The sequence below is a fragment of the Ureibacillus sp. FSL K6-2830 genome, assembly GCF_038004145.1.
In the GTDB taxonomy this organism is placed as follows: Bacteria; Bacillota; Bacilli; order Bacillales_A; family Planococcaceae; genus Ureibacillus; species Ureibacillus thermosphaericus.
Window position 1 is genome coordinate 1901613 of record NZ_JBBOQR010000001.1, and the last position, 20852, is coordinate 1922464.

Below are 20852 nucleotides of genomic sequence, written 5' to 3' on the forward strand. Positions count from 1 at the left end.
TTTATTACTTACTATTACAAATACATCAATTGGTCATTTAAATAAGTATAATGATAAAATAACTCTGTCTAAATAATTTTTAGGCGATTGAATTGGAAAGGTTCTAAGGTAGAAAGGCAGTGGAAAAATGGACGAAAAGCAAATGTTTCAATTGATTGCAAACGACTCAGAAGTTAAACCATCTCAAGTGGAAGCGGTCATTAAATTATTAGAAGACGGGAATACAGTGCCATTCATCGCACGTTATCGTAAAGAAGCAACTGGCTCCCTTGATGAAGTGAAAATTAAATTGATAGAAGAACGCTATCATTATATACAACAACTAGAGCAAAGAAAAGAAGAGGTTATCCGGCTAATCGATGAGCAAGGAAAATTAACAGAAGAATTAGCCGCTGAAATTCGAGCAGCAACGATTTTGCAACGAGTGGAAGATTTATACCGCCCATATAAACAGAAACGTCGAACAAAAGCTACTGTTGCCAAAGAGCGAGGTTTAGAACCGTTAGCTGAAGAATTAATGAAATTTGGAAACGATCCAGTAGAGAAGTTAGCCAGCCCATTCATTAATGAAGAGAAAGAAGTATTCACGGTAGAAGATGCGATAAATGGTGCTAAAGATATTTTAGCTGAACGTTTTTCTGATGATGCAAAAATTCGTGATTTATTAAGAAAACTAACGTGGAGAGAAGGGCTCATTACTACTTCGGTAAAAGATGAGAATAAAGATGAAAAGAAAGTATTTGAAATGTATTATGAATACGAAGAACCTGTAAAATCTATTGTTCCTCACCGAACACTAGCCATCAACCGGGGCGAAAAAGAAGAAGTGCTAAAAGTATCCATCCATGTCCCATTAGAGAAGGCTCTTTTCATCATGGAAAAAGAATGGATTCCGTTCAAATCGAACTCACCTTCAATAACACCGGTGAAAGAAGCAATTGAAGATAGTTACAAACGCCTGATTCAACCTTCAATTGAAAGAGAAATTCGAAACGAATTAACTGAAAAGGCAGAAATTCAAGCAATTCATATTTTCTCAGAAAATTTAAGAAGCTTACTTTTACAACCGCCAATGCGCGGCATTATGGTTCTTGGAATAGACCCTGCATATCGAACGGGTTGCAAATTAGCGGTTGTTGACGAAACCGGAAAAATGTTAGAAGTTTCAGCCATTTACCCACATCCGCCACTTTCGAAAACAGAAGAATCGAAAAAGATAATCAAAGCGTTATTGAATAAATATCCAATTGATATTATTGCAATTGGTAATGGTACGGCATCTAGAGAAACTGAACAATTTATTGCGGATGTTCTAAAAGAAGTGGAACGAAAAGTATCTTATGTCATCGTTAATGAAGCAGGAGCATCCGTATATTCTGCTTCTGAAATTGCTAGGGAAGAATTTCCTGACTTACAAGTAGAACAACGAAGTGCTGTTTCAATCGCAAGACGCCTACAAGATCCATTATCAGAACTCGTAAAAATTGATCCTAAAGCAGTAGGTGTTGGTCAATACCAACATGATGTATCCCAAAAGAAATTAGCAGAATCGTTAACGTTTATTGTAGAGACGGCCGTGAACCAAGTAGGGGTTGATGTAAATACTGCTTCAAGTTCGTTATTGCAATATGTTTCAGGCCTTTCTAAAACTGTAGCGGAAAATATTGTAAAAATGAGAAGTGAAAATGGAAAGTTTACATCACGCACTCAATTGAAAAAAGTTCCTCGACTAGGCGCCAAAACTTATGAACAAGCAATCGGATTCCTGCGGATACCAGATGCAGAAAATCCATTCGATGCAACGGGTATTCACCCAGAAAGCTATTCAATAGCGGAAAGAATACTTGAAATGTGTGGACTAACTCAACAAGATATTGGTACTGAAAAATGTGAAAAGACGCTAAGCGAAGTGAACATGGTAGAGCTAAGCGAGAAATTAGGTGTTGGTGAAATCACAATTAAAGATATTGTAGATAGTTTAATGAAGCCAATGAGAGATCCTCGCGATGAGTTCCCGCAACCGTTGTTAAAAACCGATGTTTTAAAAATGGAAGATTTACAAGTGGGAATGGATTTACAAGGTACTGTTCGAAATGTTGTAGACTTTGGAGCTTTTGTTGATATCGGGGTTAAACAAGATGGACTTGTGCACATTTCAAAATTGAAAAAAGGAAGAGTGAAACATCCGCTTGATGTTGTTTCATTAGGTGATATTGTAACGGTTTGGGTGGAAAAAGTAGAAATTGAAAAAGGTAGAATTTCTTTAACGATGATTCCACCGGAAAAAGAAAATGTTGCTAACGAAATGGAAAAGTGAAAACTTAATAATAGTTGTCATGTTTTAAATGATAAATTATCAGTTCTATTATATTAGAAGTGCTAAGGGTGTCTAAACAACCAGACACCTCTTTTATTATTATGATAAACTTGTGTTGAAAAGGGATAAAATATTGTAATGAAGAACGGTGGGAAAATGACTGATCAAGAGTTACAACAACTAGTGGAACAATTGTCTTTAGAGTATTTCGGTCGACAGTTTATACATAAAGCTTATTTTAATCCTAGGTTAAGAACAACAGGAGGTCGATACTTGCTTAAAAGTCACAATATTGAAATCAATAAAAAGTCATATGAGCTATTTGGGATTGATGAATTACGGGGGATTATACTTCACGAACTTTGCCATTATCATTTACATATTCAAGGGAAAGGATATAAGCATCGCGATAAAGATTTTCGAGATTTATTAACTAAAGTTGGAGCACCTAGATATTGTTCTAGAATCGAAGAAAACTTTAGAAAATATAATAAGATGATTCATTTATATGAATGCTTATCTTGTAAACAACAATATCCTAGAAAGCGAAGAATAAATGTTAGCAAATATCGTTGTGGTAAATGTTACGGCTTATTAAAAAAATTAATATAACTATGAAAAAATATCTTTACATTATTAATGATTTATGTTAGATTATTAAAGTCGCTAAATTACTTAGTTAGACCGATGAATCCTCGAAAGTTACACATATTCATGAAAATAAAAAAATGAAAAAAAAGTGTTGACTTTTCGACTGACCGTCTTTATAATAATAAAAGTCGGTAGGATGATTCGACAAAATAATTATTCCGAAGTAGCTCAGTGGTAGAGCAATCGGCTGTTAACCGATTGGTCGTAGGTTCGAATCCTACCTTCGGAGCCATGGCCCCTTGGTCAAGTGGTTAAGACACCGCCCTTTCACGGCGGTAACACGGGTTCGAATCCCGTAGGGGTCATTATAATTAGGTCCCGTGGTGTAGCGGTTAACATGCCTGCCTGTCACGCAGGAGATCGCCGGTTCGATCCCGGTCGGGACCGCCATTATTGGGGTATAGCCAAGTGGTAAGGCAACGGATTTTGATTCCGTCATGCCCAGGTTCGAATCCTGGTACCCCAGCCATTCCCTTATGAGCCATTAGCTCAGTGGTAGAGCATCTGACTTTTAATCAGAGGGTCGAAGGTTCGAGTCCTTCATGGCTCACTTCTTTTATTACAAACGCTTGACAAATCAAATCGAAAGTGTATAATTAATAAAGCCACCGATAAATGCGGTCGTGGCGGAATGGCAGACGCGCTAGGTTGAGGGCCTAGTGGGGGCAACCCCGTGGAGGTTCAAGTCCTCTCGGCCGCACCAAGTGCTAATGCGAGATCTATAACAACTTTTAATAATAACGCGGGTGTAGTTTAATGGTAAAACCTCAGCCTTCCAAGCTGATGTCGTGGGTTCGATTCCCATCACCCGCTCCAATTTTATGTATTAAATAAGAATGAACCTTGAAAACTGAACAACAAAACGTTAATGTAACAAATTATCTAGTTGTTAACCCTCGTTAACAAACTAGATTCGGACATTCAATTTTTGAGCAAATCAAATTTTCTTTTATGGAGAGTTTGATCCTGGCTCAGGACGAACGCTGGCGGCGTGCCTAATACATGCAAGTCGAGCGAACCAATTGAAAGCCTAGCTTTCATGAGGTTAGCGGCGGACGGGTGAGTAACACGTGGGTAACCTGCCCTATAGACTGGGATAACTCGCGGAAACGCGTGCTAATACCGGATAACACATCAAAGTGCATGCTTTGATGTTGAAAGATGGTTCTGCTATCACTATAGGATGGGCCCGCGGCGCATTAGCTTGTTGGTGGGGTAACGGCCTACCAAGGCGACGATGCGTAGCCGACCTGAGAGGGTGATCGGCCACACTGGGACTGAGACACGGCCCAGACTCCTACGGGAGGCAGCAGTAGGGAATCTTCCACAATGGGCGAAAGCCTGATGGAGCAACGCCGCGTGAGCGAAGAAGGTCTTCGGATCGTAAAGCTCTGTTGTAAGGGAAGAACAAGTGCAGTAGTAACTGGCTGCACCTTGACGGTACCTTACTAGAAAGCCACGGCTAACTACGTGCCAGCAGCCGCGGTAATACGTAGGTGGCAAGCGTTGTCCGGAATTATTGGGCGTAAAGCGCGCGCAGGTGGCCTCTTAAGTCTGATGTGAAAGCCCCCGGCTTAACCGGGGAGGGTCATTGGAAACTGGGAGACTTGAGTGCAGGAGAGGGAAGCGGAATTCCATGTGTAGCGGTGAAATGCGTAGAGATATGGAGGAACACCAGTGGCGAAGGCGGCTTCCTGGCCTGTAACTGACGCTGAGGCGCGAAAGCGTGGGGAGCAAACAGGATTAGATACCCTGGTAGTCCACGCCGTAAACGATGAGTGCTAAGTGTTAGGGGGTTTCCACCCCTTAGTGCTGCAGCTAACGCATTAAGCACTCCGCCTGGGGAGTACGGTCGCAAGACTGAAACTCAAAGGAATTGACGGGGGCCCGCACAAGCGGTGGAGCATGTGGTTTAATTCGAAGCAACGCGAAGAACCTTACCAGGTCTTGACATCCCGCTGACCGCTATGGAGACATAGCCTTCCCTTCGGGGACAGCGGTGACAGGTGGTGCATGGTTGTCGTCAGCTCGTGTCGTGAGATGTTGGGTTAAGTCCCGCAACGAGCGCAACCCTTGTCCTTAGTTGCCATCATTCAGTTGGGCACTCTAAGGAGACTGCCGTACAAATACGGAGGAAGGTGGGGATGACGTCAAATCATCATGCCCCTTATGACCTGGGCTACACACGTGCTACAATGGACGGTACAAACGGTCGCGAAGTCGCGAGACGGAGCCAATCCGAAAAAACCGTTCTCAGTTCGGATTGCAGGCTGCAACTCGCCTGCATGAAGCCGGAATCGCTAGTAATCGCGGATCAGCATGCCGCGGTGAATACGTTCCCGGGCCTTGTACACACCGCCCGTCACACCACGAGAGTCTGTAACACCCGAAGTCGGTGAGGTAACCCTTTCGGGAGCCAGCCGCCGAAGGTGGGACAGATGATTGGGGTGAAGTCGTAACAAGGTAGCCGTATCGGAAGGTGCGGCTGGATCACCTCCTTTCTAAGGATATTTACGGAAGCATTAGCGTTTTGTGTTCAGTTTTGAAGGTTTATGACCTTCAAAGTTATAGTGTTGTTCTTTGAAAACTGGATAAACGACATTGAAAGCAAGCAATTTACTGTAAAGCGCAAACAACTAGGCTAACACGACGTAAATGCGACGTGGATTAAAGCCGTAAGGGTTGCGAGACGCAAGCAAGACAAGGGAATGAGCGAGTGAGAACCGGAGTGTACTATATGCGTACATGAGGATTCGAACGAGCGAAATTGACGAAGTATTGCGCAGCGTATCGAAAACCGTAAAGGTTAAGTTGTTAAGGGCGCACGGTGGATGCCTTGGCACTAGGAGCCGATGAAGGACGGGACTAACACCGATATGCTTCGGGGAGCTGTAAGTAAGCTTTGATCCGGAGATTTCCGAATGGGGGAACCCACTGTTCGTAATGGAACAGTATCTTAACGTGAATCCATAGCGTTAAGAAGGCACACCCAGGGAACTGAAACATCTAAGTACCTGGAGGAGAAGAAAGAAAAATCGATTCCCTGAGTAGCGGCGAGCGAAACGGGAACAGCCCAAACCAAGAGGCTTGCCTCTTGGGGTTGTAGGACACTCTATACGGAGTTACAAAAGGATGGGTTAGATGAACCGTTCTGGAAAGGACGGCCAGAGAAGGTAAAAGCCCTGTAGTCGAAAATCCATCCTCTCCTGAGTGGATCCTGAGTACGGCGGAACACGTGAAATTCCGTCGGAATCCGGGAGGACCATCTCCCAAGGCTAAATACTCCCTAGTGACCGATAGTGAACCAGTACCGTGAGGGAAAGGTGAAAAGCACCCCGGGAGGGGAGTGAAAGAGAACCTGAAACCGTGTGCCTACAAGTAGTCAGAGCCCGTTAACGGGTGATGGCGTGCCTTTTGTAGAATGAACCGGCGAGTTACGATTACGTGCAAGGTTAAGCAGAAAATGCGGAGCCGCAGCGAAAGCGAGTCTGAATAGGGCGTTTTGAGTACGTGGTCGTAGACCCGAAACCAGGTGATCTACCCATGTCCAGGGTGAAGGTGAGGTAACACTCACTGGAGGCCCGAACCCACGCACGTTGAAAAGTGCGGGGATGAGGTGTGGGTAGCGGAGAAATTCCAATCGAACTTGGAGATAGCTGGTTCTCTCCGAAATAGCTTTAGGGCTAGCCTCGTGTGAAGAATACTGGAGGTAGAGCACTGTTTGGACTAGGGGCCCACCTCGGGTTACCGAATTCAGACAAACTCCGAATGCCAGCTATTTATACACGGGAGTCAGACTACGAGTGATAAGATCCGTGGTCAAAAGGGAAACAGCCCAGACCACCAGCTAAGGTCCCAAAGTAATCGTTAAGTGGAAAAGGATGTGGCGTTGCTTAGACAACCAGGATGTTGGCTTAGAAGCAGCCATCATTTAAAGAGTGCGTAATAGCTCACTGGTCGAGTGACGCTGCGCCGAAAATGTATCGGGGCTAAACGATTCACCGAAGCTGTGGATTCGTGCGTTGCACGAGTGGTAGGAGAGCGTTCTAAGTGCGTCGAAGTCAGACCGGAAGGACTGGTGGAGCGCTTAGAAGTGAGAATGCCGGTATGAGTAGCGAAAGATGGGTGAGAATCCCATCCACCGAATGACTAAGGTTTCCTGAGGAAGGCTCGTCCGCTCAGGGTTAGTCGGGACCTAAGTCGAGGCCGAAAGGCGTAGACGATGGACAACAGGTTGATATTCCTGTACCACCTCCCCGCCGTTTGAGTGATGGGGGGACGCAGGAGGATAGGGAATGCACGCCGTTGGTCGAGCGTGTCCAAGCAGCAAGGCGTGGAAGTAGGCAAATCCGCTTCCTAATACGCCGAGCTGTGATGGGGAGCGCGTTATGCGCGAAGTTCCTGATTTCACACTGCCAAGAAAAGCCTCTAGCGAGGCGGGAGGTGCCCGTACCGCAAACCGACACAGGTAGTCGAGGAGAGAATCCTAAGGTGAGCGAGAGAACTCTCGTTAAGGAACTCGGCAAAATGACCCCGTAACTTCGGGAGAAGGGGTGCTCATTGGGGTGCAAGCCCTGATGAGCCGCAGTGAATAGGCCCAGGCGACTGTTTAGCAAAAACACAGGTCTCTGCAAAACCGTAAGGTGAAGTATAGGGGCTGACGCCTGCCCGGTGCTGGAAGGTTAAGAGGAGGAGTTAGCGCAAGCGAAGCTCCGAATTGAAGCCCCAGTAAACGGCGGCCGTAACTATAACGGTCCTAAGGTAGCGAAATTCCTTGTCGGGTAAGTTCCGACCCGCACGAAAGGCGTAACGATCTGGGCACTGTCTCAACGAGAGACTCGGTGAAATTATAGTACCTGTGAAGATGCAGGTTACCCGCGACAGGACGGAAAGACCCCGTGGAGCTTTACTGTAACCTGATATTGAATTTCGGTGCAACTTGTACAGGATAGGTAGGAGCCGTAGAAGGGGGAGCGCCAGCTTCCCTGGAGGCGCCCTTGGGATACTACCCTGGTTGTACTGAAATTCTAACCCGCAAGCCTGATCGGCTTGGGAGACAGTGTCAGGTGGACAGTTTGACTGGGGCGGTCGCCTCCTAAAAGGTAACGGAGGCGCCCAAAGGTTCCCTCAGAATGGTTGGAAATCATTCGCAGAGTGTAAAGGCATAAGGGAGCTTGACTGCGAGACCTACAAGTCGAGCAGGGTCGAAAGACGGGCTTAGTGATCCGGTGGTTCCGCATGGAAGGGCCATCGCTCAACGGATAAAAGCTACCCCGGGGATAACAGGCTTATCTCCCCCAAGAGTCCACATCGACGGGGAGGTTTGGCACCTCGATGTCGGCTCATCGCATCCTGGGGCTGTAGTCGGTCCCAAGGGTTGGGCTGTTCGCCCATTAAAGCGGTACGCGAGCTGGGTTCAGAACGTCGTGAGACAGTTCGGTCCCTATCCGTCGTGGGCGTAGGAAATTTGAGAGGAGCTGTCCTTAGTACGAGAGGACCGGGATGGACACACCGCTGGTGTACCAGTTGTCTTGCCAAAGGCACCGCTGGGTAGCTATGTGTGGACGGGATAAGTGCTGAAAGCATCTAAGCATGAAGCCCCCCTCAAGATGAGATTTCCCATTGCATAAGCAAGTAAGATCCCTCAAAGACGATGAGGTAGATAGGTCCGAGGTGGAAGCACGGTGACGTGTGGAGCTGACGGATACTAATCGATCGAGGACTTAACCAATCATTTCAATGTCGTTATCCAGTTTTGAGAGAACAACCTCTCTGTAATTACATACATAATCAAATGAGTCTAGTGACGATGGCAAAGAGGTCACACCCGTTCCCATACCGAACACGGAAGTTAAGCTCTTTAGCGCCGATGGTAGTAAGGGGCTTCCCCTTGTGAGAGTAGGACGTTGCTAGGCTCAAAAAGCTATTACTGACGGAAGGTCGGTAGTGGCTTTTTTTTATGCCCCTTACTACCAAGGACTGAAAGTCCGATCGGTGCGATAGAGGAGCGGCATTTAAAACGAAAGCAAAACAATTATTTGGAGAAGACGAGAAGCACGGAGACCAAGAAGTTCAAGGAAGCGAGGCAGCCCGGAGCGGAGCGTACTGTGTACGTGAGCACCGGACTGCCGAAGGTGACGCAGAAATTCGCCGGTCAACGTGCTTCGGAGTTAGCGCCGATGGTAGTTAAGGGTTCCCCTTGTGAGAGATAGACGAGCGCTTTGCAAAAATTGGTTCTTTGTCAAATGGTGTTGGTGAATCAATTTTAGTGACATTATTTGGTGATATATAAGATATATAATCGGATGGCTTAGGGGAAATTCGAGGTTCCCGTAAGCGGTTTTTATTTTCGCTAAGTTTTGGGTAATGAATATTCGGTTTCTAAAGTGATAGAAGGATCGATAACCGAAAGAAATGCGTTTCATCACTTTGATTTTGTTATGAATCCCCTCTAAAATGCCGTTATTATAATCGTACTTTAGCGTATTCTCGACGTAATTGATGTATTTGTTGATTGTCTTGATGGCGGTTTTCATATAGCTGGAAACGATATTTTGTTTATTCTCTAATGTTTTCTTTAGGAGCTCAAAGTCTTTGATTTTGATGCAATGTTGCACGTATTGATATAACTCAAAGGAGCTTCCAGTATTTTTTTCAATTTATTGTAATTCTTTTTATCCCGATTCATGACGTTGATGCGCGTTTTGTTTAAAGCTCTGCTAAATAGTTGGAGGATATGGAATTTGTCGAGTATGATTTCCGCTTTAGGGAAAACTTCTTGGATTAAGGAAATATAAGGGCTGTACATATCGATGACAATCGTTTTTACCGCATCTCTCGCCTTCTTGGAATACCGTAAGAAATACTCTTTGAGGACATGTAATCTCCGGTCCTCCACGATATCCACAATCTCCCCCGTTTCAGAGTCGCAGAAAATAAAGGACATCGCTCCAGCTGCGGATTTCACTGATTTAAACTCATCAAAACACAAATGCTTTGGAAGGTAGTGAACATTTGGTTGATAGTAGCTATAAAAGCTGTCAATGACACGACTGACAGTGGCATGAGAAACATTATGTTTCATCGCAATATCTTTTTCGGATATTTTATCTTTGGCGTTTAAAGCAATCGCTACTTTAGTATTGTTGGAAATACAACAGTTTTTAGCCACGACGCTCGTTTTTAAAGTAAACGTGGAATGACAATGTTTACAGAAATAACGCTGTTTACGCAATTTTAAGTAGGTATGAAAACCTGAAATGCTAGGCATTTTAATGAGAGACGTTTTAAAACCGTGTTTAATGATTTGATCATCGAAGACATGTCCACAAGCATAGCACGCTTTTGATTGGTAAGTTAATTGGCCATAAAAGACTTTTGATTGGACCCCTTTAATGAGTTCTTCTGCACATAACATCACCGAATCCACCATGTCATAAAAGCAAGTAAAGAATAAATATATTAGTAATATCCCTTTTTGAGGTGGAAAAATGAGACGGTTAAGAAGAAATATAATGGTGATAATTTTTATATTAATTGCAAGTCTTATTCATTTTATCTTTCATTATTTTCTTCAATAAGTGGATAGGGAAACGCATCTCTCTATAAAATGAAAACAATTTATTTCTAGATAAGAAATGAATGAGTTACTATATAGAGAGATGTTTTTTTTTTGGATTTATAAATGATACATTTTGAATTAATGAATTCTTTTAGATAAACTATTGTTAATGTTAGGGTGAGAGGATACGTGAAGACGATGTACGAAAAGGAAGTGCATTCTTTAGAAGAAACAAATCAACTTGGAATTCGTTTAGCGAATTTACTTGAGCCGGGAGATAATCTAACATTTGAAGGGGATTTAGGTGCCGGGAAAACAACATTTATTCAAGCTTTAGCGAAAGGACTTGGTATTTCCCGAACAGTGAATAGCCCTACTTTTACAATCATGAAACAATATGAAGGGAATTTGCCGCTTAATCACTTAGATGTATATCGTTTAGAAAATAGTGATGAAGATTTAGGATGGGATGAAATATTTTATGGTGATGCGGTAACGGTAATTGAATGGGCACATTTAATTGAGGAAAATCTACCGGATGAAAGATTAGATATTGAAATTCAACGACTTGATGAAAATAAAAGAAAATTTATATTTAGACCAATAGGAAAACGGTATGAACGATTATGTGAGGAGTTATTTACATGATTTGGTTAGGAATTGAAACATCAAACGCTCCACTTTCCGTCGCTATCGTAAGAGACGGAGAAGTGCTTTCAGAAATAGTACAAAATACAAAATCAACACATTCTGTTACTTGTATGCCAACAATAGAAGAGGTATTTCGAAAAACTAACTTAAAACCTGTTGATATTGATGCCGTAGCGGTTTCCGAAGGTCCTGGTTCGTATACTGGGCTAAGAATCGGGGTAACGATTGCAAAAACGTTATCTTGGACTTTAAAGAAACCATTAGTTGGCATATCAAGTCTAAAAGTGCTTGCAAGTAATGTTGAATTGTTTGATGGCATTATTTGCACGATGTTTGATGCTAGAAGAAAGAATGTATACGCTGCAGTATATAAAGGGAAAGAATTGAAAACGATTATTCCAGAACATCATGGATCTTTGGAAGAACTGTTGCAAAAGTTACAAGAGTATCAAGAAACAATTATGTTTGTTGGTTCAGATGTGAAAAAATTTAAGGAAGAGATTCAATCCGTTTTAGGTGGACAGGCTAGATTTGCACCGCCTTCTCTTAACTTACCGAGAGCTTCAAAATTAATCGAATTAGCTGAAAAAGAACCATTGCCAACATTAGAAATGGTTCATTCCTTTGTGCCAAAATATCATCGTTTAGCTGAAGCAGAGGCAAATTGGTTAAAAGCACATCAAAAGGAGCAAAAAGGATGATTCACTATCGAAAAATGACGGCACAAGATGTGGAGGCAGTGCATGCGATAGAGGTTGAATCGTTTCCAACTCCTTGGACCGAGGATTCTTTTCATTATGAAATGAGAGAAAATCCCTTTGCTCATTACATTGTAGCAGAAGATGACCATGGAACAATTGTTGGATATTGTGGTATGTGGATTGTCGTTGATTCTGCTCAAATTACTAATGTGGCGGTTACTGAAAAATCAAGAGGACAAGGCATTGGTGAAGGGCTTATGCGAGAGGCAATGAGAGTAGCGAAAGAACACAATGCGGAAACGATGAGTTTAGAAGTACGTGTATCAAACATAGTGGCACAAAATTTATACCGAAAGCTCGGATTCCAAGATGGCGGAATTCGGAAAGGATATTATACAGATAACCAGGAAGATGCTCTAGTAATGTGGGTGAATTTATAATGGAAAACTTAATTTTAGCAATTGAAACAAGCTGTGATGAGACAGCTGCTAGCGTAATTAGAAATGGAAATGAAATTCTTTCAAACGTAGTAGCTTCACAAATCGATAGTCAAAAAAGATTTGGGGGGGTCGTACCAGAAATTGCGTCTCGCCACCATGTTGAACAAATAACGGTTGTAATTGAAGAAGCATTGGAAAAGGCAAGCATTGTACCATCAGATTTAGACGCAGTGGCAGTGACGGAAGGCCCAGGACTAGTTGGTGCATTGCTTATCGGCATTAATGCAGCAAAAGCCTTTGCCTTTGCTCACGGATTACCGATTATTGGGGTGCACCATATTGCCGGTCACATATATGCAAGTGCGCTTGTTGAACCAATGAAATTTCCTTTATTAGCACTTGTTGTATCTGGAGGGCATACGGAATTAATCTATATGAAAGAACATGGATCTTTTGAAGTCATTGGAGAAACTCGCGATGATGCGGCCGGGGAAGCTTATGATAAAGTGGCACGGGTGTTAAATTTACCTTATCCCGGTGGTCCGCATATTGATCGAATGGCTCATGAAGCTGAAAAAGGTGTCGATTTTCCACGAGCGTGGTTAGAAGATACGTATGATTTTAGTTTTAGTGGATTAAAATCAGCGGTCATTAATTATAAACATAATTTGGAGCAAAGAGGACAATCGATTGTGCCTGAAGAAGTCGCAAAAGGCTTCCAAGACAGTGTTGTAGAAGTATTGACAACTAAAACGATAAAAGCAGCTAAGGAATTAGGGGTTAAACAAGTAATAGTAGCTGGTGGTGTTTCTGCAAATCGTGGATTGCGAGAAAGTTTAAGTAAAGCACTTGAACAGGAAGGGATACCATTTACGGCTCCTCCACTTTCTTTATGCACAGATAATGCAGCAATGATTGGTGCCTGTGCGGCTTACATGTTTGAAGCAGGGGTAAGATCCGATTTATCGATGAATGGTTTGCCAGGGAAAGAATTGAAAAGTTGGAGTAATACAGACGACAAACTTCGATAAAAGTATAATATTTTCTTCAAAAAAAGATGGGGTATGACATGAAGTCATATCCTTTTATTTATACACAAAGTTATGTACAGAATTAAAATTTTGAATATTTTTCTTAAACCTTATCCGCAAGTTTGTGAATAGTTTTCTTTTTTTGTCAAGACGAACATTCGTACTTATGCACAATCTGTGTATAACTTGTGGATAACCTGTGATAAAGCTGTGAAAAATCAATATATTGTGTGTATTTTTCCAGAACGAAGTGTGGATTTTTTTTTCTGGTGATGTGGATAATGTGGAAAAGGCTGTTGATATGTTGATATCACTGAGTTTTTATTGTGAATAAAACTGTGGGGAAAATTTATCGAAATTTGTCTATTGACCAAGATATATGTAATATTCGAAAACAAGATTCATGTTTTCCATATATAAATGAAAAGCTACCTGAATATTATTCAGGTAGCTTAAATTTTCAGGTTTTCCAATTCTTCTTGTAGTTCAAGCCATTGAGTTTCGAGCTCGCTGTGAGATTGCTTTAACGAATCCAGTTTATTTTGGAGCTCTAATGCCTTTTCGTAATCACTAAAAATCTCTGGTTCACAGAGCTTCAGTTCGATATTGTTAATTTCCTCTTCATAATTGGACATTTCTTTTTCAAGCTCTTCAATTTTTCTTCGAATTTGACGCTCTCGTTTTTTGACTTCTTTGTTTACTGAAGATGGATGCTGGATTTTGATTTCTTCCTGTTTTGCTTCATGCTTTGTTTCATTCAGTTCAGCTAATTCCATTAATTCTTGTTTTTTCTCTACATAATAATCATAATCACCTAAATACTCAAATGTGCCTGTGGCGGATAGTTCAACGACTTTTGTAGCAATTTTATTCATGAAATAACGGTCATGGGAAACGAATAGTATCGTTCCTGGATAGTCCATCAACGCATTCTCTAAGACCTCTTTACTGTCTAAATCAAGATGGTTCGTTGGTTCGTCTAATACGAGGAAATTTGCTTTTTGCAACATGAGTTTTGCTAAGGCAAGGCGTGCTTTTTCCCCACCGGATAATGTATTAACAAGTTTTAGTACATCATCGCCACTAAATAAAAATTGACCTAAAACGGAACGAATTTCTTTTTCATTCATTAACGGCCATTCATCCCAAAGTTCATTTAAAACGGTTTTATTACTATCGAGTTTTGCTTGTTCTTGATCGTAATAGCCAATTTTAACGTTCGTTCCATAACGAATGCTTCCAGAGAGTGGAGATAAATCTTTGACAATGGTTTTTAATAGAGTGGATTTTCCGACTCCGTTCGGTCCTACTATCGCAACTCGATCTTGTCGGAAGATGCGCAAATAGATATTTTCAGAAATCATTTGATTTTGCTCATATCCAATTGATAAATCATCGATTGATAGTACATCATTTCCGCTTTGTCTTTCGATATCAAATCCGAATTTTGCTGATTTTTCATCGCCTATTGGGGCATCCATCCATTGGATACGTTCCAACATTTTTCTTCGGCTTTTTGCAAGTTTTGCTGTAGAAGCACGTGCGATATTTTTTTGAATAAAGGCTTCAAGTTTCGCTTTTTCATCTTGCTGTTGCTCATACATTTTTAAATCGCGTTCATATTGTTTTGCTTTTTGGTCCAAATAATCGCTATAATTTCCTATATACTTTGTTACGCGAGTTCTTGATACTTCATAAACGATATTGACGATTTGATCGAGAAAATAACGATCGTGAGAAACGATTAAAATGGCACCTGTATAAGCTTTTAAATAATTTTCAAGCCAACTTAATGTTTCGATATCTAAATGGTTCGTAGGCTCGTCTAAAATCAGTAAATCCGGTTTACTTAGTAGCAATTTTGCAAGGGCAAGTCGTGTTCGTTGACCACCCGATAAGGAAGAAACAGGTTTATCATACATGTCGGGGAAGAATTTCATACCATGGAGTACGGAACGTGTATCTGCTTCATATTGATAGCCACCTGCTTCTTTAAAAGAATGTTGTAGTTGATCATATTCTGCCATAATACGAGAGTAATTCGTTGGACTCTCATACACGGATGGGTCAGCCATTTGTTGTTCTAATTCGCGAAGTCGCATTTCTTGTTTTTTTAACGGTTCAAACACCGTCATTATTTCTTCCCAAATTGTACGTTTGGATTCAAGACCAGCATGTTGTTCTAAATACCCAATTGTTATATCTTTAGGAATAATGATTTCGCCAGAATCGTAAGACAATTGTCCAGCGATGATTTTTAATAACGTAGATTTACCCGCACCGTTGCGACCTACTAATGCGACACGGTCACGGTGTTGAACTTCTAATTTTACATCCTTTAATATTTCATCAGATAAGAATGATTTTGTTAATTGATTTACTTGAAGTATGATCATGTTTACACCTCTGTTCACTACTATTAGTGTAATAGAAGACAGGAATTCAAGCAATGTGAACGCTTTACTTATTTAGCTATGTTTAGTAATATAAAATCAATTTCGAGTTGAAGTTAACAGGGGGATTATTGTGAAAAGAGATATAAAAATTCCACAGGCGACAACAAAAAGACTTCCTCTTTATTATCGGTTTTTACAGAACTTTGCAAATGATGGAAAACAGAGAGTTTCATCTCAAGAATTAAGTGAGGCAATGAAGATTGACTCCGCTACAATTCGAAGAGATTTTTCTTATTTTGGCGCCTTAGGTAAAAAAGGATATGGATATGATGTTTTGTATTTGTTGGAATTTTTTAGACAAATTCTAGATCAAGATGACGGCGCGAATGTCGCTCTTATTGGCGTGGGGAATTTAGGAAATGCCCTTTTGAAATATAATTTCCAAAAAAATCATAATACGAGAATCGTTGTTGCGTTCGATACAAAGGCGCCAATGGAAGGGCATGAAGTAAATGGAATCCCAGTTTATCATCCCGATCGATTAGAAGAAATGTATCAAAAATATAATGCAGAACTTGCAATATTAACTGTATCTTCACGCTCTGCCCAAGCCATTGCCGATCGCTTATCAGCAATCAACGCAAAAGGAATATTGAATTTTACTCCTGTTCGTTTAAATGTTCCGGAAACGATGAAAGTAATGAATATCGATTTAGCAGTTGAACTAGAGGCTTTAATTTATTTAATTCGAAATAGTGATTGATAAAAAGTTTTCACAATCTATTTCCGTTATGTAATGCAAAATATGTCGAATTGGGGTAAAATAAATACATAAACTGAGGAGGTGTCATCGATGGTTGTGCATTTAAGTGCAATTACACCAACTGCCCTTATTATTATCGGGATTGTTGCATTGATTATTTTCGGACCGAAAAAATTACCTGAATTTGGACGAGCAATGGGAACGACTTTGCGTGAGTTCAAAAAGGGTACACAAGGTTTAATAGATGATAGCGATGTTACTGATAAAAAGAACATCATAGAGATAGATCAGCAACAAAAATCCATTGAGAAAGTTGAAACGAAAGAACAAGAACACAATAAGTAATAATAAGGATGTCTAAAAGAAAAATGGATCCAAAAGAACTTCCTATTATAGAACATATAGAGGAATTAAGAAAGCGCTTAATTATTTGTGCTGTTTTTTTCGTTATCGCATTAATAGCTGGATTCTATGTTGCAGAACCAATCATTAAATTCATTCAGCATGATAATGAAGAATTAGAGGCATTAACATTAAATGCATTCAAAGTAAGCGACCCGCTTACTGTATATTTAGAAGTATCCTTCTTTGTAGCATTAATTTTGACATCTCCGGTGATTTTGTACCAACTTTGGGCATTTATTGCACCGGGCTTGTATGAATCTGAGAGGAAAGCAACATTAAAATATATACCGTATTCCTTTGTTTTGTTTTTAGTTGGATTATTGTTTTCTTACTTTATTCTTTTCCCAAACGTTATGAATTTCATGATGAACTTGTCGGAGCGGTTAGATATTCAGCAAACAATCGGCATTAACGAATATTTCTCTTTTTTATTTAAATTAGTGATTCCATTTGGTTTTTTATTTCAACTTCCAGTCATTACATTGTTTTTATCCCGTCTCGGGGTATTGAATCCAAACTTAATGTCAAAGTTTAGAAAGTATTCTTACTTTGTATTATTTGTTATTGCCGTATTAATTTCGCCACCTGACTTAATTTCATATATTCTAATGTCCATTCCGTTATTTGTTTTGTATGAAATTAGCATTGCTATTGCAAAAATCGGATATAAGAAATATTTAAAAGCAGAAGAACAGCGTATGCAAGAAGAAAAGGAAGCGGAACAAAGACAACAAGTGGAAGCTGCGTTAGCAGAACAAAGACGTCTAATTGAACAAATGAAGGAACAAAATTAAAGCCTATTTTCTATGAAATTCATGGAAAATAGGCTTTTTCTTTATTCATGCTTATAAAGCAGGCTATCTTAATGAAAAAATTGTTGAATTTTTTCAATGTTCAATTGTAAGTATGTAACAAAACCATTTAGCATCATGTGCGCGATAATTGGAGTGATTAAACGTTTTGTCTTATTATATAGGAAGGCAAAAATAAAACCAGTTATGGTATAAAGAATGATATGACTAAAATCTAAATGAATAATCGCAAAGACAATTGCACTTATGAAGGCAGCTAACCAAAAATTATTTTGTGCTTGCATAATCGATCCAAATATTACGCGGCGAAACACAAGTTCTTCTAAAATTGGTCCAAAAATAACGGAAGCTAGAATCATGATTGGTGCGATTTTTGTAATATTTATAATGGCTTCAGTATTTTCAGAGCCAAGCTCAATGCCTAATGCCGATTCAATTTGAATACCAATCACTTGACCTAAATAAATCATGAAAAAACCGATAATTCCCCAACCAATTGCTACCGACAATGGCATTTTTTCTCCTTTTAAACAATTCCAAAAGTTTTTATTTTTGGAGATCAAGATAAAAGAAATAATTAATGCTATTCCTGCGGTAATGGATGACCACCAGCCTGCTAATGCAATATACGCTAAACGCCCCTCTAAATCAATAAAGCCTAAAAAGAAACTTTTTAGCGGGGGAATCCATAGTAGAAAAGAAGAAAGTTGAAAACAGATATAAGTGATTAATACATAAAAAGCGGTCTTTTGAGTTTGAATATTTTGCGAATTAGCCAATCGTATATTTCCCTCTTTCTTATGCAAATTCATTAAAATGTAATCATAAAATTAATCTTTCCGATTCAAACTAAGGAATGGTGTTTTTACTAATCATATTCTATTGTAGAGGAAGATACAAAGAAAAGAAATTTTTTATACTTCTCACTTGCAAAAAAAAGGATGATTCATTATTATATAATTGTTAGCACTCGGGTGATAAGAGTGCTAATAATGGAAGATAAAATACGAAATGTAGGAGGTTGTTTCACTTGCTAAGACCATTAGGAGATCGCGTGATTATCGAATTAGTTGAGGTAGAAGAAAAAACTGCTTCTGGACTTGTACTACCTGATTCAGCAAAAGAAAAACCACAAGAAGGAAAAGTGGTTGCTGTAGGTTCTGGTCGTGTATTAGACAACGGCACTCGCGTTGAGCCTGAAGTAAAAGAAGGCGATGTGATTATCTTCTCTAAATATGCCGGAACAGAAGTGAAATATGAAGGTAAAGAATATTTAATTTTAAGAGAAAGCGATATTTTAGCTGTTTTATAATCATATAGAAAGTAAAATTGCGCTTCTTTCATTGTATGAAATGTCAGGCGTATTTATACCGATTTTGATTACCGATAGATAAAAATAAATGGAGGTAAGGCAAAATGGCAAAAGATATTAAATTTGCAGAAGAAGCTCGTTCGTTAATGTTACAAGGTGTAGATAAATTAGCAAACGCTGTAAAAGTAACATTAGGTCCTAAAGGTCGTAACGTTGTACTTGAAAAGAAATTTGGTTCACCTTTAATTACTAATGACGGTGTAACAATTGCGAAAGAAATCGAACTTGAAAATCCTTATGAAAACATGGGTGCAAAATTAGTTGCAGAAGTTGCTTCTAAAACAAACGAAGTAGCAGGTGACGGTACAACAACTGCAACAGTTTTAGCACAAGCAATGATTCGTGAAGGTTTGAAAAACGTAACAAGCGGTGCAAACCCTGTAGGAATTCGCAAAGGTATTGATAAAGCAGTAGCCGCTGCAATTGAAGAATTGAAAAACATTTCTCGTCAAGTTCAAAATAAAGAAGAAATCGCACAAGTTGCTTCTATCTCTGCAGCCGATGAAGAAGTAGGTAAATTCATCTCTGAAGCGATGGAACGTGTTGGAACTGACGGTGTAATCACAATCGAAGAATCAAAAGGTTTCAATACTGAATTAGATGTAGTAGAAGGTATGCAATTTGACCGCGGTTACGTATCTCACTACATGGTAACAGATACTGATAAAATGGAAGCAGTGCTTGAAAATCCTTACATTTTAATTACTGATAAGAAAATCTCTAGCATTCAAGATATTCTTCCATTATTAGAGCAAGTAGTACAACAAGGCAAACCATTATTAATTATCGCTGAAGATATCGAAGGTGAAGCTCTTGCAACATTAGTATTGAACAAATTACGCGGTACATTCCAAGTAGTTGCTGTAAAAGCACCTGGATTCGGTGACCGCCGTAAAGCAATGCTTGAAGATATTGCCATTTTAACAGGTGGACAAGTTATCACTTCTGACCTTGGCTTAGACTTAAAAACAGCTGATATCACATCTTTAGGACGCGCTGGTAAAGTAGTTGTAAATAAAGACAACACTACTATCGTTGAAGGTGCTGGAGATCAAGCTGCTATCGAATCACGTGTAAATCAAATCCGTGCTCAAATTGAAGAAACAACTTCAGAATTTGATAAAGAAAAATTACAAGAACGCTTAGCGAAATTAGCTGGCGGTGTAGCAGTAATTAAAGTAGGTGCTGCTACTGAAACAGAATTAAAAGAGCGTAAACTTCGCATCGAAGACGCATTAAACGCTACTCGTGCAGCGGTTGAAGAAGGAATCGTTGCAGGTGGTGGTACTGCATTAGTAAATGTTTATAAAGCAGTAGAAAAAGTATTAGATGAAGTAGATGGCGATGTAGCAACTGGTGTGAAAATTGTGTTACGTGCTCTAGAAGAACCAGTTCGTCAAATCGCAGAAAATGCTGGTTTAGAAGGATCAATCATTGTTGATCGCTTAAAACGTGAAGAAGTTGGCGTTGGTTTTAATGCTGCAACTGGTGAATGGGTAAACATGATTGATGCAGGTATTGTTGACCCAGCTAAAGTAACTCGTTCAGCATTACAAAATGCTGCTAGTGTAGCTGCATTATTCTTAACAACTGAAGCAGTGGTTGCTGACATTCCAGAACCACCAGCTCAAAATCCAGGAATGCCAGATATGGGCATGATGTAATAACGTTATAAATAAAGACGCCATCCTTTTGGCAGTGTTGAATAGAAAAGGGTTCTTTCCGAAGCAATGGAAAGAACCTTTTTTTTCG

At 40.1% G+C, this 20852-nt stretch carries 15 protein-coding genes, 7 tRNA genes and 3 rRNA genes; 21 read left to right on the forward strand and 4 right to left on the reverse strand.

Going from position 1 to position 20852, the window contains the following annotated elements; all coding sequences use genetic code 11:
• The first annotated feature begins 127 nt into the window (after positions 1–127).
• The 12 genes from NSU17_RS09325 (at position 128) to rrf (ending at position 8883) form a co-directional block, all read left to right on the forward strand.
• Complete coding sequence (locus tag NSU17_RS09325; RefSeq protein WP_340704858.1) at positions 128–2317, forward strand: Tex family protein; 2190 nt, start codon at positions 128–130, stop codon at positions 2315–2317.
• Positions 2318–2473: 156 nt separating this feature from the next.
• Entirely contained in the window at positions 2474–2929 is a 456-nt protein-coding gene (locus tag NSU17_RS09330; RefSeq protein ID WP_340705499.1) for a SprT family protein, read from the forward strand.
• 196 nt (positions 2930–3125) lie between these two features.
• Positions 3126–3200: transfer RNA gene (locus NSU17_RS09335), tRNA-Asn, on the forward strand.
• A gap of 1 nt (position 3201) precedes the next feature.
• Positions 3202–3273 (forward strand) — tRNA-Glu (locus tag NSU17_RS09340).
• Between the two features lie 9 nt (positions 3274–3282).
• Positions 3283–3358 (forward strand) — tRNA-Asp (locus tag NSU17_RS09345).
• Positions 3359–3362: 4 nt separating this feature from the next.
• A tRNA-Gln gene (locus tag NSU17_RS09350) sits at positions 3363–3437 on the forward strand.
• A gap of 9 nt (positions 3438–3446) precedes the next feature.
• A tRNA-Lys gene (locus NSU17_RS09355) sits at positions 3447–3518 on the forward strand.
• Positions 3519–3585: 67 nt separating this feature from the next.
• Positions 3586–3671, forward strand: a tRNA-Leu gene (locus tag NSU17_RS09360).
• Positions 3672–3710: 39 nt separating this feature from the next.
• Positions 3711–3784: transfer RNA gene (locus tag NSU17_RS09365), tRNA-Gly, on the forward strand.
• Positions 3785–3916: 132 nt separating this feature from the next.
• Positions 3917–5469, forward strand: a 16S ribosomal RNA gene (locus NSU17_RS09370).
• A 303-nt stretch (positions 5470–5772) separates the two neighbouring features.
• Positions 5773–8699: ribosomal RNA gene (locus tag NSU17_RS09375) — 23S ribosomal RNA — on the forward strand.
• Between the two features lie 68 nt (positions 8700–8767).
• Positions 8768–8883: ribosomal RNA gene (rrf, locus tag NSU17_RS09380) — 5S ribosomal RNA — on the forward strand.
• The 16S, 23S and 5S rRNA genes sit together here with 7 tRNA genes alongside, the layout of an rRNA operon.
• A 255-nt stretch (positions 8884–9138) precedes the next feature.
• On the opposite strand, the gene NSU17_RS09385 is transcribed toward rrf, so the two are convergent.
• Together NSU17_RS09385 and NSU17_RS09390 are read right to left on the reverse strand one after the other, a co-directional pair.
• A complete protein-coding gene (locus tag NSU17_RS09385) occupies positions 9139–9585 on the reverse strand; it encodes a transposase (protein WP_340704859.1) in 447 nt (148 codons plus the stop codon).
• Complete coding sequence (locus NSU17_RS09390) at positions 9546–10385, reverse strand: ISL3 family transposase (protein WP_340704860.1); 840 nt, start codon at positions 10383–10385, stop codon at positions 9546–9548. The genes NSU17_RS09385 and NSU17_RS09390 overlap by 40 nt, the downstream gene beginning before the upstream one ends.
• 342 nt (positions 10386–10727) lie before the next feature.
• On the opposite strand from NSU17_RS09390, the gene tsaE reads away from it, so the two are divergent.
• The 4 genes from tsaE to tsaD are packed head-to-tail and all read left to right on the forward strand — an operon-like array spanning position 10728 to position 13352.
• Complete coding sequence (gene tsaE, locus NSU17_RS09395; protein ID WP_340705500.1) at positions 10728–11177, forward strand: tRNA (adenosine(37)-N6)-threonylcarbamoyltransferase complex ATPase subunit type 1 TsaE; 450 nt, start codon at positions 10728–10730, stop codon at positions 11175–11177.
• The gene (tsaB, locus tag NSU17_RS09400; protein ID WP_340704861.1) at positions 11174–11881 is read left to right on the forward strand and encodes a tRNA (adenosine(37)-N6)-threonylcarbamoyltransferase complex dimerization subunit type 1 TsaB; all 708 of its coding nucleotides are present in this window, start codon (positions 11174–11176) and stop codon (positions 11879–11881) included. Before tsaE ends, tsaB begins: the two co-directional genes overlap by 4 nt.
• Positions 11878–12321 (forward strand): ribosomal protein S18-alanine N-acetyltransferase, encoded by a 444-nt coding sequence (gene rimI / locus NSU17_RS09405; protein ID WP_016839627.1) that lies wholly within the window; start codon positions 11878–11880, stop codon positions 12319–12321. The genes tsaB and rimI overlap by 4 nt, the downstream gene beginning before the upstream one ends.
• Positions 12321–13352, forward strand: coding sequence for a tRNA (adenosine(37)-N6)-threonylcarbamoyltransferase complex transferase subunit TsaD (gene tsaD, locus NSU17_RS09410; RefSeq protein ID WP_340704862.1), 1032 nt, complete (start codon positions 12321–12323; stop codon positions 13350–13352). The genes rimI and tsaD overlap by 1 nt, the downstream gene beginning before the upstream one ends.
• A gap of 452 nt (positions 13353–13804) precedes the next feature.
• On the opposite strand, the gene NSU17_RS09415 is transcribed toward tsaD, so the two are convergent.
• A complete protein-coding gene (locus tag NSU17_RS09415) occupies positions 13805–15748 on the reverse strand; it encodes an ABC transporter ATP-binding protein (RefSeq protein WP_340704863.1) in 1944 nt (647 codons plus the stop codon).
• A 130-nt stretch (positions 15749–15878) separates the two neighbouring features.
• Here NSU17_RS09415 and NSU17_RS09420 point away from each other — a divergent pair, with 130 nt between their 5' ends.
• From NSU17_RS09420 to tatC, 3 genes are all read left to right on the forward strand, one after another.
• Positions 15879–16511 (forward strand): redox-sensing transcriptional repressor Rex, encoded by a 633-nt coding sequence (locus NSU17_RS09420; protein WP_340704864.1) that lies wholly within the window; start codon positions 15879–15881, stop codon positions 16509–16511.
• Between the two features lie 90 nt (positions 16512–16601).
• Positions 16602–16856, forward strand: coding sequence for a twin-arginine translocase TatA/TatE family subunit (tatA, locus tag NSU17_RS09425; RefSeq protein ID WP_016839631.1), 255 nt, complete (start codon positions 16602–16604; stop codon positions 16854–16856).
• A 23-nt stretch (positions 16857–16879) separates the two neighbouring features.
• Positions 16880–17710, forward strand: coding sequence for a twin-arginine translocase subunit TatC (tatC, locus tag NSU17_RS09430; protein WP_016839632.1), 831 nt, complete (start codon positions 16880–16882; stop codon positions 17708–17710).
• A 68-nt stretch (positions 17711–17778) separates the two neighbouring features.
• Here tatC and NSU17_RS09435 read toward each other — a convergent pair whose 3' ends face one another.
• Positions 17779–18507: a CPBP family intramembrane glutamic endopeptidase gene (locus NSU17_RS09435; RefSeq protein ID WP_340704865.1), complete on the reverse strand. Its 729-nt coding sequence runs from the start codon at positions 18505–18507 to the stop codon at positions 17779–17781.
• Positions 18508–18758: 251 nt separating this feature from the next.
• On the opposite strand from NSU17_RS09435, the gene groES reads away from it, so the two are divergent.
• Positions 18759–19040 carry a co-chaperone GroES gene (gene groES / locus NSU17_RS09440; protein ID WP_016839634.1) on the forward strand — a complete coding sequence of 94 codons (282 nt, stop codon included), beginning with the start codon at positions 18759–18761 and terminating at the stop codon, positions 19038–19040.
• A 104-nt stretch (positions 19041–19144) separates the two neighbouring features.
• On the forward strand, positions 19145–20764 hold the full coding sequence (gene groL / locus NSU17_RS09445; RefSeq protein WP_340435549.1) for a chaperonin GroEL: 1620 nt from the start codon (positions 19145–19147) through the stop codon (positions 20762–20764).
• The last annotated feature ends 88 nt before the right edge of the window (positions 20765–20852 follow it).